The sequence below is a fragment of the Agromyces italicus DSM 16388 genome, from assembly GCF_000421545.1.
Taxonomy (GTDB): domain Bacteria; phylum Actinomycetota; class Actinomycetes; order Actinomycetales; family Microbacteriaceae; genus Agromyces; species Agromyces italicus.
Genome location: NZ_ATXF01000009.1, coordinates 78,687 through 93,896 on the forward strand (window position 1 = coordinate 78,687; position 15,210 = coordinate 93,896).

Consider the following 15,210-nt stretch of genomic DNA (forward strand, 5'->3'; position numbering starts at 1 on the left):
CGACCCGCCGGCCGGGGGTTCCGTTCGCCATGGTCGGGGCGCATCATGGGGGCATGGGCATCATCGCGGCAGACCTGTTCGTCACGCTCGATGGGGTGTACCAGGCCCCTGGCGGCCCCGAGGAGGACGAGGAGCACGGATTTCCCTACGGAGGCTGGCAGGCGCCGTACCTCGATGACGACAACGGCGCCGACATCATGGTCGGCATCGACCGGCTCGACGCGCTGCTGCTCGGGCGCAAGACCTACGACATCTTCGCGGCGTACTGGCCGCAGCAGTCGGGCCCGATCGCCGAGAAGTTCAACACGGTGCCGAAGTTCGTCGTCTCACGCACGCTCGGCGACGCCGACTGGTCCGGAACGACGGTGCTGCACGATGCGACAGGCGAACTCCCTGCCGTGAAGGAACGATTCGACGAGATCCACATGATCGGCAGCGGCGACCTGCTGCAGACCCTGCTCGACGACGACCTGGTCGACCGGCTGAACCTGTTCGTCTACCCGATCGCCTTCGGCACCGGCAAACGCGTGTTCCGCGACGGGGTGAAGCCCGCGTCGTTCACGCTCGCCCAGCCGGCCCGCACGTACTCGAGCGGCGCGATCGGGCTGGTCTACGACCGGGCCGGGGTGCCGGTGACCGGCATCTCGATGGAATGATGCGCGGATGAGCAGACGGGCGGGAGACACGGAACATGGGTACTCGTGACGAGGGCTTCGAGCTCCTCGGCGAACTCGCACCGGAGCTCCTCGCCGAGCCCGACGTGGCGTTCGGCCGCATGTTCGGCTCGGAGGGGCTGTCAGTGCGCGGCAAGTTCTTCGCGTTCGTGTCGTCGCACGGCGACCTCGTCGTGAAGCTCGACGCCGAGCACATCGAGGCTTCGGGACTCGACAACATGGTGATGCGCGGGCGCCCGATGCGGGAGTGGGCCGTCGTTCCCACCGCCGACGGTATCGAGCACTGGCGCGCGGTATCCCGCAAGGCGTACGAGTTCGTCGACTCGATCACCCCGCCGCGCTGACGCCGCCGACGCTGCCGACCGCGCCTACCCCCGCAGCAGACCCCGCAGTGTCTGGATCGTGTCGGCCTCGGCCGGGCCCTTGTCGTCGCGGTAGCGCTTGACCCTGGCGAAGCGCAGGGCGATGCCGCCCGAGTACCGGCTCGACCGCTGCACGCCGTCGATCGCGATCTCGACGACGGTGATCGGCTCGACGAAGACCGTGCCGGCCGTGCGCCGCACCTCGATCTCGGGGAAGCGCTCGGTCTGCCGGCGCAGCAGTTCGTCGGTGAGCCCCTTGAACGTCTTGCCGACCATGACGAACCCGCCCGGCTCGCCGAACTCGCCGGTCGGATCGAGCGCTCCGAGGTGCAGGTTCGAGAGCAGCCCCGTGCGGCGACCCGAACCCCACTCGCACGCGAGCACCACCAGGTCGTACGTGAGCACGGGCTTCACCTTGACCCAGCTCGCTCCGCGCCGCCCTGCGGCGTAGGGCGAGTCGATCGCCTTCACGACGACGCCCTCGTGGCCCGCGGCGAGCGCCTCGCGCGAGATCCGTTCGGCCGTCTCTGGGTCGGCGGTCACCTCGCCGGGGATGCGGTACGCGGCGGCGATGCGCTCGAGTTCGGCGAGGCGTGCGGCGAGCGGTTCGTCGATGAGGTCGCGCCCATCGACGTGCAGCACGTCGAAGAACCACGGGCGCAGCACGGCGTCGCGGGCGTTCTCGGCGCCGAAGCGCGACATCGTCTCTTGGAAGGGCCGCGGCGCCCCGTCTTCGCCGAGCGAGAGGGTCTCGCCGTCGAGGATGACCCGGCCGACCGGCAGCCCGCGCACGACCTCGACGACCTCGGGCACCCGGTGCGTGATGTCGGCGAGGCTGCGGGTGAACACCCGCACCTCATCGCCCGCACGATGCACTTGGATGCGCGCGCCGTCGAGCTTGAATTCGACGGATGCCTCGCCGGTCTGCTCGATCGCGGCGCTCGGCGTGCCCGCAGTCGCCGCGAGCATCGGCTGCACGGCTCGCCCGACGACGAGCCCGATCGCCTCGAGTTCGCCCGCGGCGCCGGTGAGCGCGACGCGGGCGGTCGCGCCGAGGTCGCCCGAGAGCATCGCGGCCCGGCGGACGACCTCGGCGGAGCGGTCTGCCGCACGGGCGACCGCGTCGGCGAGCACGCCCGCGAGTGCTCCGGTGCGCACCTCCCCGAGCAGCACTCCGGCGATGAGATGCTGCTCGCCCTCGGTCGCCAGGGCGAGGAGTTCGCGCAGCTCGCGCGACCGCTCGCCCGATGAACCGGTACCGGCGGCGCCGGCGAGCCGGTCGAGCGCGGCGTCGAGCGCGGCGACCGTGATCGTCGGCGTTTCAGCGGCCGGGGTCGTCTCGACCGAGTCGGACAGGCTGCGCCACCCGACGCCGACTCGCCCCTGTCTCGGCTTGCCCACGAGGAACCCGACCGCCGGGGCGATCTCGTCGGGCTCGAGCCGGCGCAGCAACCCGGCGAGCGCCTCGATCTTCGCGAGGCGCGAGCGGGTCGCGGCGACGGCCGCAGAGGTGGTGACGAGCTCGTCGATCAGCACGCGCCCAGTCTGGCACGCGCTGAGCGGGTTGAAGAGGGAGCGGAGCGACGGTCTCGAAACCCGGTGATTGCTCGGCCCGTGGGTTTCGAGACGCTCCTTCGTCGCTCCTCGACCCACTCGAAGCGAACGTACCCTTGAATGATGAGCACGCTCCTCGCCGCCGACGAATGGCGCCCCCGCGCCGAGGCGCACGCGGAGCGTGCCGACGCGCTGACCGCCGGTCATCGCGAACGCGCGGCGCGCGGCGCGAAGCATCCCATCGAGGACTTCCTCTTCACCTACTACTCGTACTCGCCGAGCCTGCTGCGCCGTTGGCACCCGGGACCCGGCGCCGAACTCGCCGACGCCGCAGACACCGCGCGCGCCGAGTGGCGCTGGTACGCGCCGGGACGAGAGCCCGGTTCGCTCGTCGTCGACCGTGCCGCGATGGAGGCGGAGAAGGGCGCGCTGCTCGGGGTCGTCGAGCGCATGCTGCGGCTCACGGCGTCGCGGCCGGGTTCGTTCGGATGCTTCGGGCTGCACGAGTGGGCGATGGTCTACCGCCGGGGCGAGCACCGGCATCCGGTGCCGTTGCGACTCGGGCAGGCGGCCACCGACGACGTGGTCGAGGCGCACGAGCTGCGCTGCACCCATATCGACGCCTTCCGCTTCTTCACGCCCGAGGCGACTCCGCGCAACCGCTTCGCACCGACCCGCGAGTCGCAGCCCGAGCTCGAGCAGCCCGGCTGCCTGCACGCCGGCATGGACGTCTACAAGTGGGCGGTGAAGCTCGGTCCGCTCGCCCCGGGCGAACTGCTGCTCGACGCCTTCGAGCTCGCCCGGGACATCCGGTATCTCGACATGCGGGCCTCGCCGTACGACGTGGAGCCGTGGGGCGGCCAGCCGGTGCGCATCGAGACGCCCGAGGGCAAGGCGGAGTACGTACGGCAGCAGCGCGGCTTCGCCGAGCGCGCGAACCGGCTGCGCCGCGACATCCTGGACGCCGCCTTCGCGCCGGTGCCGGTGCCGGTGGTCGAGTAGGTCTCGATACGTGACCGTGAGCCTCCGCCCGTCGGCACGTGGGCGGGCGGCGCGCGGGTGTCGTCAGTCGCGAGCCGCGACGAGGTCGTGCGCGCGTTCGTGACCGCAGCGGGCCTGCGGTCGCCGGCAGAGCGCAGCGGGTGCGACCGGTTCAGATCTCGGTGTGCCCCAGCTCGGGCCCCGCGACGAGGCGCAGCACCGGGTCGGCGATCGACTCGAACTCGAGCAGGACGACGTCGTTCCGCCCTGCCCGCACGACCGGCGCTGGCACGTACAGCGTTCGCTGCGGGCCGCGCCGCCAGTAGCGGCCGAGCATGAACCCGTTGATCCACGCGATGCCCTTTCCCAAGCCCGCGGTGTCGACGAAGAGGTCGGCGGGTTCGTCGAGGTCGAATACCGCAGTGGCGAGCGACGGTCCGGCCGCGGCGCGCGGCGAGGCCTCCGGCTCGCCCACGGTCCCCGTCGACGAAGACCCGCCGCCCGACCGACCGGCAGCGGAGGCGAGCTCCGGAGTCCGCCCGAGGTCGAGCGGAGTCGCCCGCCACCCGGTCAGCTCCCGGCCGGCGAGGTGTACGCCGCCGATGAGTCCCTTCGGTTCGCCGAGGCGCGCCCCGTAGTTCACCCGCCCTTGGTCTTCGACCACGAGCGTCAGCCGGCCGCGCGGGTCGGCGAGACGGATCGCCCGCTCGTGCGCGTCGCGCGAGAGCACCCCGACCGGCACGCCGTCGACGAGCACCCAGCACCGGTCGCGCACCTCGTCGCCGACCGTGAGCGTCGCCGGGCCGTCGTGCTCGATCGTCGCCTGGAACACGACCACCCCGCCGTCGTGCCCGAGTTCGTCGAAGCTCGGCATCGCCTCGCACTCGACGCCGTCGCCCAGCCGGTCGGCCACGTCGAGCAGCGCCGGGCCGAGGAGCAGCGGCGCCACGAGCTCGGGCGCGGCGCTCTGCCTCGGCGGCACCTCGTCGGGCACGGCCCGGTACTTCGCGATCACCTCGCGGAACGCGAAGAACTTCTCGGTCGGATGCCCCGCCTCGTCGAGCGGCGCGTCGTAGTCGTAGCTCGTCGTGATGGGGGCGTACCGCCCCTTGTCGTTCGCCCCGTTGGTGAGTCCGAAGTTCGTTCCGCCGTGGAACATGTAGATGTTCACCGAGCCGCCGGCGGCCAGCAGCGCGTCGAGTTCGGCGGCGGCGGACGCCACGTCGGTCGTGTGGTGGTGCGAACCCCAATCGTCGAACCAGCCGCACCAGAACTCCATGCACATGAGCGGGCCGGTGGGCTGGAACTCGCGCAGGGTCGCCAACCGCTCGGTCACGCGCGACCCGAACGATCCGGTCAGGTGCAGCCCCGGCAGGCTGCCGTCGGCGAGCATCTTCGGAGTCGGCTGGTCGATCGTCGTGAGCGGCACCGTGATGCCGGCCTCGCGCGTGACGTCGACGAGCCGCTGCAGGTAGGCCTTGTCGGCGCCGTAGGCGCCGTACTCGTTCTCGATCTGCACGAGCACGACGGGGCCGCCGGCGTCGATCTGGCGCGGTACGACGATCGAGTACACCCGCCGGAGGTACTCGCCGACCGCATCGAGGTATCGCGGCTCGGAGCCCCGCACGCCGACCGCGGCGTCGCGCAGCAGCCAGGCGGGCAGGCCCCCGTTGTCCCACTCGGCGCAGATGTACGGACCCGGCCGGACGATCGCGTGCAGGCCCTCGGCCGCAACGAGGTCGAGGAACCGGCCGAGGTCGAGGTCGCCCTCGGTGCTCCACTCGCCGCGCCGCGGCTCATGGGCGTTCCAGGCGACGTAGGTCTCGATCGTGTTCAGCCCCATCAGCCGGGCCTTGCGAATACGATCCGCCCACTGGTTGGGGTGCACGCGGAAGTAATGCAGTGCGCCCGCGATGATGCGGTGCGGCCGTCCGTCGAGCTCGAAGTCGGTCTCGCCGATGGCGAAGCGGGAAGGGGCGGTCACGAGGCATCCGTTTCTGGTCGTACTGAATGGTGGAGCGGGTTGAGGAGGAGCGGAGCGACGTCTCGAAACCCCGTGAGGTTTCGAGACGCTCGCTGCGCTCGCTCCTCAACCCGCCTGAACTGCTACTGGTCGACCGTGAAGCCCTGCTCGTTGCCGTAGTCGACGAGCTGTTCCTGCCAGGCGGCGAGGCCGTCGTCGAGGCTCGTCTTGTTCGCGTACGCCTGGCCGACGGTGTCGCCGAAGATGCTGTTCGCATAGACCTGGTACGGCAGGTACTGCCAGCCGCTCGAGACGTCCTTCGAGGCCTGCGTCAGCACCTCGTTGATCTTCTGGCCGCCGAAGTACTCCGACTCGTAGGCGAGGAACTCGGGGTCTTCGAGTTCGGCCGTGGTCGACGGGAAGCCGCCGGCCTCGAGGAAGATGTCGATCGACTCGGGGTCGCTGTTCAGCCAGCGGAGGAAAGCCGCAGCAAGCGCCGGGTTCTTCGACTGCTTCGTGACCGACTGGCCGCCGCCGCCGTTCTCTGCGGCGACGGGGGTGCCGTCGTAGCTCGGCATGGGAGCCACGCGCCAGTCACCGGCGGCGTCGGGCACGCTTGCCTCGAGCGGGCCGGGCATCCACGCGCCGATCACGAGCGTCGCGATGGTGCCGTCGCCGAGGCCCTGGTACCACTCGTCGCTCCACCCGGGGATCGGTGCGACGAGGTCGTCCGTGATCAGCTGGTCCCAGACGGCAGTCCACTTCTTGGTGCCCTCGTCGGCGAGGTCGATCGTGACGTCGGTGCCGTCGGCCTCGAACGGCCGTCCGCCCGCCTGCCAGATCATGCTGGTCGTGAAGCCCGAGTCGCCGGTGTCGCTCGTGATGTACTTCGTCGGGTCGGCGGCGTGCAGCTGCTGGCCGCCGCGACGTACTCGTCCCAGGTGGCCGGTACCTCGATGCCGTACTCGTCGAAGACGGTCTGGTTGTAGAAGAGGGCCATGGGGCCCGAGTCCTGCGGCAGGCCGACGAGTTTGCCGCCGACGTTCACCGAGCCCCAGGTCGAGGCGCTGAACTCGTCCTCCAGGGCGTCGAGGCCATACTGCGACAGGTCGACGAGCGAGTCGGAGAGCGCGAACTGCGGGATCGCGTAGTACTCGATCTGTACGACGTCGGGGGCACCCGAGCCGGCCTTGATCGCGTTCTGCAGCTTCGTGTACTCCTCGGTGTTGGTTCCCGCGTTGACGAGTTCGACGTCGACGTTCGGGTACGCCTCCTCGAAGGCGGCGACCTGCGCCTCGGCGCTCGGGGTCCAGCTCCAGTAGGTGAGCTCGCCGCCCTGCTCGAGAGCGGCGTCGAGGTCGTCGGCCGAACCGGATGCCTCGGACCCGCCGCCGCTCGGCGAGCAGGCGGCGAGCGAGCCGATCGCGAGCGCGGCCGTTGCGGCGACCGTCAGCGCGCGACGCGCGGTGCGTGAGATGGCCATGTGGGGATTCCCTTCACTTCGTTGTGCCGTGTGGTGGTGCATGGCAGTGGTGCGCGTCATTGCTTGACGCTGCCGGCGCTGAGCCCCGACTGCCAGAACCGCTGCAGGCCGAGGAACGCGACGACGATGGGGATGATCGTGAGGAGCGACCCCGTGATCACCAGGTTGTAGATGGGCTGCGCGGCGACGCCCGAGGCCTGCGCGCTCCACTGGTTGAGGCCGACCGTGAGCGGGTACCACGTCGGGTCGCTCAGCATGATCAGCGGGAGGAAGTAGTTGTTCCAGGTCGCGACGACCGTGAACAGCAGCACCGTGACGATGCCCGGGGCGAGCAGCCGGATCGTGATCGTGAAGAACGTGCGGAACTCGCCCGCGCCGTCCATGCGGGCCGCCTCGAGGATCTCGGTCGGCACCGAGTCGACCGCGTAGACCCAGATGAGGTAGAGCCCGAACGGGCTGATCAGCGACGGGATGATGATCGCCCACGGCGTGTTCGTGAGTCCCATCTGGCTGAACATCAGGAACGTCGGCACGGCGAGCGCGGTGCCGGGCACGGCGATCGCACCGAGCACGACCGCGAAGATCGCGCGGCGGCCGAAGAAGCGGAACTTCGCGAGCCCGTACCCGGCGAGGGTCGCGAGCAGCGTCGCGCCGCCGGCGCCGACGACGACGTAGAGCAGGGTGTTGCCGAGCCAGCGCACGAAGATGCCGTCGCGGTAGGTCAGCGTCTCGTAGACGTTCTGGAAGAACACGAAGTCGTCGTCGAACCAGAGGCCGAAGCTCGAGAACAGGCCGGCCTGCGTCTTCGTGGAGTTGATCACGAGCCACACGAGCGGCACGAGGGCGTAAATCGCGAGCAGCGCCATGAGCGCGGTGAACGCGACCGACTTGCGCGGCTTCAGCGACGAAGCGCCGCGGCGGCGCCGGCCCGATGTGCGGCTCCGGCCCGAGGCATCCGCCGTCGTCATCGCCTCGGTGAGCGTGGTCATCGCTCCTCCTTCCGTGAGCCGCGGAGTTGCACGACGTAGGCGATCACCGCGGTGATGACGCCCATGACGATGGCGACGGTCGCGGCCTGGTTGTACTGCTGGCCCGAGAACGACAGGTTGTAGGCGTACATGTTGGGCGTGAAGAACGTCGTGATGATGTTCGGCGCGAGGGTGCGCAGGATGTTCGGTTCGTTGAACAGCTGGAAGCTGCCGATGATCGAGAAGATCGTCGCGATCACGATCGCGCCGCGCAGGGCGGGCAGCTTGATGCCGGTGATCACCCTGAGCGGGCCGGCTCCGTCGAGTTCGGCGGCCTCATACAGATCGGTGGGGATGACGCGGAGGGCCGAGTAGAAGATCAGCATGTTGTAGCCCACGAACTCCCAGGTGACGATGTTGCCGATCGAGACGAGGATCACCTCGCGCGAGAACGGGGCGAGCACCGTGGAGCCGAGCCAGTCGTTGAGGTTCGCGACGAGGCCGAACTGGTCGCCGTAGATGAATCCCCACATGAGCACCGCGACGACGGCGGGCACCGCGTAGGGCAGGAATATCGCGATGCGGAAGAAGCCCGAGGCGTGCAGGCGGGCGCTGTCGATGGCGAGCGCCGCGACGAGGGCGAGGCCGAGCATGATCGGCACCTGGACGAGGAGGAAGAGCACGACCCGCCAGAAGCCGTCCCAGAACTGCGGATCGACGGCGAGCTCGGCGTAGTTGTCGAGGCCGACGAAGGCGTTGCCGCCGACGAGCTGCTCGCGGAAGAGGCTGAGGTAGAGCGAGTAGACCACCGGGGCGATGAACACGAGCAGGAACACCACGAGGAAGGGGGCCGTGAAGGCGAGGCCCTTCCATTCGTTGCGATGGCCGCCCCGACGGCGGCGCGTGCGTGCGACGCCGGGTGCGGCCTGCGTCGCGTGCCCGGTCGGCGCCGCCCGGGCGGGCGTCGGTGGAGGTGCAGACGTCATTGTCATCGTGATTCCAATCGGGGTTGCATGTTCACGTCAACATGCGATGCGGACACCGTAGCATGTTGACGTGAACATGCGCCAGTGGGCAACATGGACTCAACAACAGGAGGAGTGAGGATGACGATGGCCGAACACCGAGCGACGCACGCAGCGAACGGGCGCCGGCGCGGGCCGTCGATGGCCGATGTCGCCCGTGAGGCCGGCGTCTCGGGGCAGACCGTCTCACGCGTGTCGAACGGCCGCGACAACGTCGACCCCGAGACGCGCGACCGCGTGCTCGAGGCGATGCGCTCGCTCGGCTACCGGCCGAACAGTGCGGCGCGCGCGCTGCGCTCGGGCCGCTTCCACAGCATCGGCGTCATCATGTTCACGCTCTCGAGCTTCGGCAACATGCGCACGCTCGACGCGATCGCCGTGGCGGCGGCCGACGCGGGGTACTCGATCAACCTCATCCCGGTGCCGCACCCCACGCAGGGCGAGGTCTCGGTCGCGTTCGACCGGCTGAGCGAAGAGGCGGTCGACGGCGTCATCATCATCATCGAGGCACACCTGCTCGACGAGAGCGACGTCGTGCTGCCGCCCGAGCTGCCCGTCGTCGTCGTCGACTCGACCGCGGGCGACCGCTATCCCGTCGTCGACACCGATCAGGCGCACGGCGCACGGCTCGCCACCGAGCACCTGCTCTCGCTCGACCATCGCACGGTCTGGCACGTCGCCGGGCCCGAGCGCTCGTACTCGGCGACGCACCGACGCGAGGCGTGGGAAGCGACGCTGCGCGCCCACGGTGCGGAGGTGCCGCCCGTACTCGTCGGCGACTGGTCGAGCGAGTCGGGCCACGAGCTCGGGCTGCGCCTCGCGCGCGACCCCTCGGTGACGGCGATCTTCGCGGCGAACGACCAGATGGCGCTCGGCGTGCTGCGCGCCATGCACGAGACGGGCCGGGCGGTGCCAGGCGAGGTCAGCGTCGTCGGCTTCGACGACATGGAGGAGTCGCGCAGCTTCTGGCCGCCGCTGACCACCGTGCGGCAGTTCTTCGACGAGGTCGGCCGCCGCTCGGTCGAGGCGCTCATCGGCGAGGTCGAATCCGGTTCGGTGGCGACGAGCACGCTCGTCGCCACCGAACTCGTGGTGCGGTGCAGCACCGCTCCCCCGGCGTAGCCCGGTCGGCGCCCACGCCGGCTGCGCCGCCGCTGGGCTGCGGGCTGCACGGGTTCCGCGGTTACGCGGCCGCAGTCTGCGCGGCCGGCGCCCACGCGAAGCCGTCGGGATCGGTGTACGCGCCGCCTGCGCTCGAGATGACGAGGCGGTGCGAGCCGCCGCCCTCCTCGGGCACGCCCGCGTCCTTCGCCAGCGCGCGGCGCTTGTAGAGTCCGAGGCCGATCGGGCTGCCGGGCGTCTCGAAGTCGACGTAGCTTCCGAGGCTCTTGCCGACGGCGAAGCCGTGGTCGGCATAGAAGCGCTTGCTCGCAGCGACGTCCTCGGCACCGAGCAGCAGCACGACGCGCTCGAACGCCCGGCTTATCGGCGCGGTGTCCTTCTTGGCCGAGGTCGCGAACTTCCAGATCGCGCCGTCGGGCGCCTGCACGACCCCGCCGACGCCCCACAACGACTTCGCGACGGGCTTCAGCACGGCCGCCCCGGCGGCGACGGCCGCGTCGAAGAGTGCCCGCACGTTTCCGGGTTGGGCGACGACGAGCGACAGCGTGTAGCCCCGGAAGCCGCTCGTCGGAGCCTCGGCGCGGCTGGTGCGCACCTGGCCGGTCATCCCGAAGGCGTCGGCGTAGAAGCGATCTGCGGCGGCGGGGTCGTTGACCTCGAGGGTGATGGATTCGATAGTTGACATGTCCGTCACGCTACGAGCGCGGCGGCTGCCGGTGCTTCTCGAATCCTGACCGATACGCGCGGCGCTCGGCTGACCCGTGTGCCGCCCGCGCCACGCATTCGGAGATCGCCACCCGTTCGGACCTGCGCGCGCGATCGCATCCGATCTTGTGGCGATCGCCACAAGATGTTGCGGCCGGCCGCCTAGCGGCGCGGAACGGAGGCGAGCCACTCGTCGAAGCTCTGGCGCCCGAGCATCGCATCGGGGCCGGGCAGCACGGCGCCGCGGCGCATCTCGCGCATCCCCTTGAGCGGCAGCGCGACCTTCAGCACGGGCCCGCGACGGCCCTCCGCCCGGACCAGGCGCCGGACCATCTCTGCGAGCTGCTCCGCGCGCGGGCCCGCGAGCTCGCGCGCACGACCGGCTGCGGGATGCTCGGCGAGCTCGACGAGGCGTTCGCCGACCTCCCGGGCCGCAATCGGCTGCGTGCGCATCCGGGGTGCGAGCTGCACCCCCGCGACGCGCAGCCGCCCGGCCATCTGGCCCGCGAACTCGTGGAACTGGGTCGCCCGCAGGATGGTCCACGGCACGGGACTCTGCTCGACGACGCGCTCCTGGGCGAGCTTCGCCTCGTAGTAGCCGTAGGGCACCTCGTCGATGCCGACGATCGAGAGCAGCACGTGATGACCCACACCCGCCCGCTCCTCGGCCGCGAGCAGCGTGCGCGAGCTCGTGGTGAAGAACCGCTCGGCGGTCTCGCGGTCGATCGACGCGATGTTGGCCGTGTCGACGACCGCGTCGACCCCTACGAGCGCCGCGCCCAGCCCGTCGCCCGAGATGAGGTCGACGCCGGCCGAGCGCGCCAGGATCACGACCTCGTGGCCGTGTTCGCGGGCGACGTCCACGACGTGACGTCCGACGGTTCCGGTGCCTCCGGCGACGGCGATCCTCACGGTGCTGCTCCTCTCATCGGGTGCGGCCGAGTGCCGCAGGCGGGGCATCCGTTCGCCCCTCACCTTGACGACGACGCAGCCCGCCCGAATGTGACGTGGAGATGGATAACGGGATGAGAGGCTTGGCGCATGACCCGCGACGACGCTGCGGAAGCGGCTGCCCTGGAGGCCGAGCGGCCGAGGCTGCTCGGGCTCGGCTACCGCCTGCTCGGCACGGTCCCCGATGCGGAGGACGCCGTCCAGGAGGGGTACGCGCGCTGGTTTCGGATGCCTCCGGCCGAGCGCGCCGCGATCGAGAATCCGGGGGCGTGGCTGATGCGGGTGACGAGCCGGATCTGCCTCGACCTGCTGGGTTCCGCCCGAGCCCGGCGCGAGACGTACGTCGGCGAGTGGCTGCCCGAACCGTTGCCGACCGCCGATGTCGCGCGCTTCGCCGTGCGTGCCGCCGACGACCCGCTCGACCGCGCGATGCTCGACGAGTCGGTGTCGACGGCGCTCCTCGTCGTGCTCGAGGCGCTGAGCCCGGCCGAGCGGGTCGCCTTCGTGATGCACGAGGTGTTCGCAGTGCCGTTCGCCGAGATCGCCGAGGCCCTGGGGCGCACCCCCGAGGCGTGCCGCAGGCTGGCCTCGACGGCGCGGCGCCGCGTGCGCGAGGGGCGCGCCGGCACGGTCAGCCGCGAGCGGCACGACGAGGTCGTGCGCGCCTTCGTCGCCGCAGCCGGGAGCGGCCGGTTCGAGGCGCTCGTCGCGCTGCTCGACCCCGAGGTCGTGCTCGTCGCCGACGGCGGCGGGCTCGTCTCGGCGGCGCGCCGCCCGGTGCTCGGGCCCGACCACGTGGCCCGTTACGTCGCAGGCATCCTCGCCCGGCGCGGCCCCCTGCTCGAGTGGGCGGTGCACGAGAGCGCTGACGGACTCGTGCTCGCGTTCGGCGTGTACGGCGAGGTCGACTCGGTCGCCTCAGTCGAAGTCCGCGCCGGGCGCATCTCGCAGGTCTGGATCATGCGCAACCCGGAGAAGCTCCGGCGCTGGAACCTGGGCCCGCGCGGCGCGGAGTGATTGTCGGAGGCCCGCCCCCCTGCTGAGCCGATGGGGCTCGGGTTCAGCGGTGAACCGCGGCTCCGGCGCGGGCCGGCACCCGGGCACTTCGTCTTCGTGCCGCAGTGGCCGGATCCGCGGTCTCCGCCGTCTCCGAGTCACTCGGCGACGCGGCGCGCACGAGTTCGACGAGTCGGTCGAGGTAGTCGCCGACCGCTCGGCGCTCATCGTCGTCGGCGACCCAGAACATCGCCCGGGCGACATCGTCCACGATCGACTCCGCATCGTCGTCGTACTCCGCGATCAGGCTCCGCGAGCTGTGCCGTCCGTCGTCGAGCAGGCAGCGCGCGGCGCGGAGTCGCGCCCAGCGTTCACGCCGTGAACGCCGTTCCGACGCATCGCACTCGTCGCCGACGCCGCCGTCGCCGTCGCCGTCGCCGAACCCGAACTCCGCCTCGAGTGCCGCGCGCAGGATCCGAGCGGCGTCGGCGAGCGCGGCGACCTCGGCGCCGCCGAGACCCGAGCGTTGCACGGCGCGGTGCTGGGCTCCCGCCGCCGCGAGCTCCTCGGGACGGCGCACGCCGGCTGATTCGAGCTGGAGGCGCGCTTCCCTGAATCGGTCGATCTGCCAGGCGTCCAGCATGTCGAAGAGCACGGCGTCGCGCATGGCGGGCTCACGGCCGAGCGGTATCAGCTCGGGGTCGATGATCGCGAGGTCGCGGTACTCCTCGACCCAGCAGACGCCGGTCAGCCGTTCGACGACGTCGGCGAGCTCGCCGTCGCCGTTCGCCCGGCCGGCCGCGATACGCCGGCTCTGGTAGCAGGCGACCGAGTACTTGACCTCGACCTCGGTCGAGGCCATCGCGGCCTGCTTCCAGCGCTCAGCCGTAACGCGACGATCGCGCAATCGTTCGTCCGGCTCGCCCCCGCGGAGCCCGTCGTGGTCGTCGAGGAGCAGCAGCAGCCCGAGACCGGCCCGCTGCTCCATCCGCGCGAAGACCTCGTCCGCGGCGTCCCTCTCCCGCAGGGGCATCGACTCGAGCGCCGCGACGAACTCGCCGACGATGGCGATCGCCCGCTCGGTGCACGCGAGGCGCTCGGCATCGCTCGCGAACGCCGTATCGCCCGACATGAGCCAATTGCGCACGGTCATCGTGTAGTAAGTCAGGAGACGCATCATCAGCAGCTGCGGCTCAGGGTGCGCGGTGATGCGGCGCCAGCGGCGCCGCGCCTCATCGCTGTCGCGCTTCGGCTCGCGGTCGAGCGCGTGCCAAGGCCGGAATCTCGCGTCGTGCAGCGCCTCGACCCTGCGCCCCGCGAGCACCGCGGCGACGTGGATCATCGGCTCGAGCCGGTCGAGCAGTTCGCGCAGCCTCAACGGGTCGGTCGCGCCGCGGTATCGCTCGTAGACGTCTTCGAACTCGACGAGGATGCTTCGTGGGTCGGCCTGGATCGCACGGGCGATGTACTGCTCGCGCAGTTCGTCGTCGCGGGTGCGGCGGGCGATGCCGATCAGACCGAGCCCGAGCCATTCGCGCGTGTTGTAGAAGCCGATGATGTCGGGGTACCGACGCGCGACGTTCGTCGCGGCGAACGCCGCCGCGAGCACGAGCAGTTCGCCGGGGTGCTCGGCGACGGCCGGGACGGCCGGCAGTTCGAGCGCGGCATCCTCGACGATGCGGCCGTTGCGACGCAGCCGAGCGACTCCTGATTCGGTGTCGAAGATCGTGACCTCGAGCCGCCAGGGCGTGAGGTTCAGGAGCATCGACATCGCACCGCCGATGAGGGCGACGGCCCAGTTCTCGGTGCGGTCGGCGATCGTGACGAGTTCGTTGAGGTCGGAGCCGTCGGGCCGTTCCACACGACCGCTCGGGTTGTCGGCGTTGAGGTCGCGCATGCGCACCGTGACCTCGGTCGCCCAGGCGTCGTTCGACGAGCCGCTCGGACCGATCACGGTGATCTTCAGCCACGGGGTCGTCGCCATGCCGTGCGCGAGCACGATGACCCCGACGATCGCGAGCACGACGACCACGGCCCACGCGAGGGCGAGCCACGGGCCGACGGCGCTCGTGAGTGCGCCCGCGCCGACGAAGCCTGCTGCGGCGACCGCGGCGATGAGCCCGCCGATCCATTTGGCCCGCATGCTGTAGCGCCGCGTGACCGGCGAGCGCGTCCAGCCCCGCCATGCCGAGAGCAGACGTGCGCCGACGATGCAGACGAGCCAGGCGACCACCCAGACGACTCCGTAGTCCACGAGCGGAGCGAGGAATCCCGACTGGAACGCACCCCAGTCGGAGGCGTCGGCCACCTCCCCCGTCACCGCTCCGACGAGCCCGTGCATGTTCCCTCCCGGCGGGGGCAGTGCCGTGCGGCACCGCGGCGCCCGTGTGCATGATAGAAACTCATCTTCTACGGCGGCATCCGGG

At 70.9% G+C, this 15,210-nt stretch carries 12 protein-coding genes and 1 pseudogene; 5 read left to right on the top strand and 8 right to left on the bottom strand.

Going from position 1 to position 15,210, the window contains the following annotated elements; all coding sequences use genetic code 11:
- The first annotated feature begins 53 nt into the window (after nt 1-53).
- Together H516_RS0114050 and H516_RS20260 are read left to right on the top strand one after the other, a co-directional pair.
- Nucleotides 54-656 (top strand): dihydrofolate reductase family protein, encoded by a 603-nt coding sequence (locus H516_RS0114050; RefSeq protein ID WP_022890345.1) that lies wholly within the window; start codon nt 54-56, stop codon nt 654-656.
- A gap of 35 nt (nt 657-691) precedes the next feature.
- Nucleotides 692-1,018 (top strand): RNA methyltransferase, encoded by a 327-nt coding sequence (locus H516_RS20260; RefSeq protein WP_022890346.1) that lies wholly within the window; start codon nt 692-694, stop codon nt 1,016-1,018.
- A 24-nt stretch (nt 1,019-1,042) separates the two neighbouring features.
- Here the strand turns inward: H516_RS20260 and H516_RS0114060 are convergent, their stop codons facing one another.
- On the bottom strand, nt 1,043-2,572 hold the full coding sequence (locus H516_RS0114060) for an ATP-dependent DNA ligase (protein WP_022890347.1): 1,530 nt from the start codon (nt 2,570-2,572) through the stop codon (nt 1,043-1,045).
- A 138-nt stretch (nt 2,573-2,710) separates the two neighbouring features.
- On the opposite strand from H516_RS0114060, the gene H516_RS20265 reads away from it, so the two are divergent.
- Nucleotides 2,711-3,592 (top strand): hypothetical protein, encoded by an 882-nt coding sequence (locus tag H516_RS20265; protein WP_022890348.1) that lies wholly within the window; start codon nt 2,711-2,713, stop codon nt 3,590-3,592.
- A gap of 151 nt (nt 3,593-3,743) precedes the next feature.
- On the opposite strand, the gene H516_RS0114070 is transcribed toward H516_RS20265, so the two are convergent.
- From H516_RS0114070 to H516_RS0114085, 4 genes and pseudogenes are all read right to left on the bottom strand, one after another.
- The gene (locus H516_RS0114070; protein ID WP_022890349.1) at nt 3,744-5,555 is read right to left on the bottom strand and encodes a glycoside hydrolase family 35 protein; all 1,812 of its coding nucleotides are present in this window, start codon (nt 5,553-5,555) and stop codon (nt 3,744-3,746) included.
- 122 nt (nt 5,556-5,677) lie between these two features.
- Nucleotides 5,678-7,017 (bottom strand): annotated as a pseudogene (locus H516_RS20980) (ABC transporter substrate-binding protein).
- 56 nt (nt 7,018-7,073) lie between these two features.
- Entirely contained in the window at nt 7,074-8,006 is a 933-nt protein-coding gene (locus H516_RS0114080; protein WP_022890350.1) for a carbohydrate ABC transporter permease, read from the bottom strand.
- Nucleotides 8,003-8,971, bottom strand: coding sequence for a carbohydrate ABC transporter permease (locus H516_RS0114085; RefSeq protein ID WP_022890351.1), 969 nt, complete (start codon nt 8,969-8,971; stop codon nt 8,003-8,005). Before H516_RS0114085 ends, H516_RS0114080 begins: the two co-directional genes overlap by 4 nt.
- A gap of 126 nt (nt 8,972-9,097) precedes the next feature.
- Between H516_RS0114085 and H516_RS0114090 the strand changes: the two genes are divergently transcribed.
- Nucleotides 9,098-10,132, top strand: a complete 1,035-nt coding sequence (locus tag H516_RS0114090) for a LacI family DNA-binding transcriptional regulator (RefSeq protein WP_026378808.1) — start codon at nt 9,098-9,100, stop codon at nt 10,130-10,132.
- Nucleotides 10,133-10,193: 61 nt separating this feature from the next.
- On the opposite strand, the gene H516_RS0114095 is transcribed toward H516_RS0114090, so the two are convergent.
- On the bottom strand, nt 10,194-10,817 hold the full coding sequence (locus H516_RS0114095) for a VOC family protein (RefSeq protein WP_026378809.1): 624 nt from the start codon (nt 10,815-10,817) through the stop codon (nt 10,194-10,196).
- 182 nt (nt 10,818-10,999) lie between these two features.
- Nucleotides 11,000-11,749, bottom strand: a complete 750-nt coding sequence (locus H516_RS0114100) for an SDR family oxidoreductase (RefSeq protein WP_026378810.1) — start codon at nt 11,747-11,749, stop codon at nt 11,000-11,002.
- Between the two features lie 129 nt (nt 11,750-11,878).
- On the opposite strand from H516_RS0114100, the gene sigJ reads away from it, so the two are divergent.
- Nucleotides 11,879-12,805 (top strand): RNA polymerase sigma factor SigJ, encoded by a 927-nt coding sequence (gene sigJ, locus H516_RS0114105; RefSeq protein WP_022890355.1) that lies wholly within the window; start codon nt 11,879-11,881, stop codon nt 12,803-12,805.
- A gap of 43 nt (nt 12,806-12,848) precedes the next feature.
- On the opposite strand, the gene H516_RS0114110 is transcribed toward sigJ, so the two are convergent.
- Nucleotides 12,849-15,125, bottom strand: a complete 2,277-nt coding sequence (locus tag H516_RS0114110) for a hypothetical protein (RefSeq protein ID WP_022890356.1) — start codon at nt 15,123-15,125, stop codon at nt 12,849-12,851.
- Between the last annotated feature and the right edge of the window lie 85 nt (nt 15,126-15,210).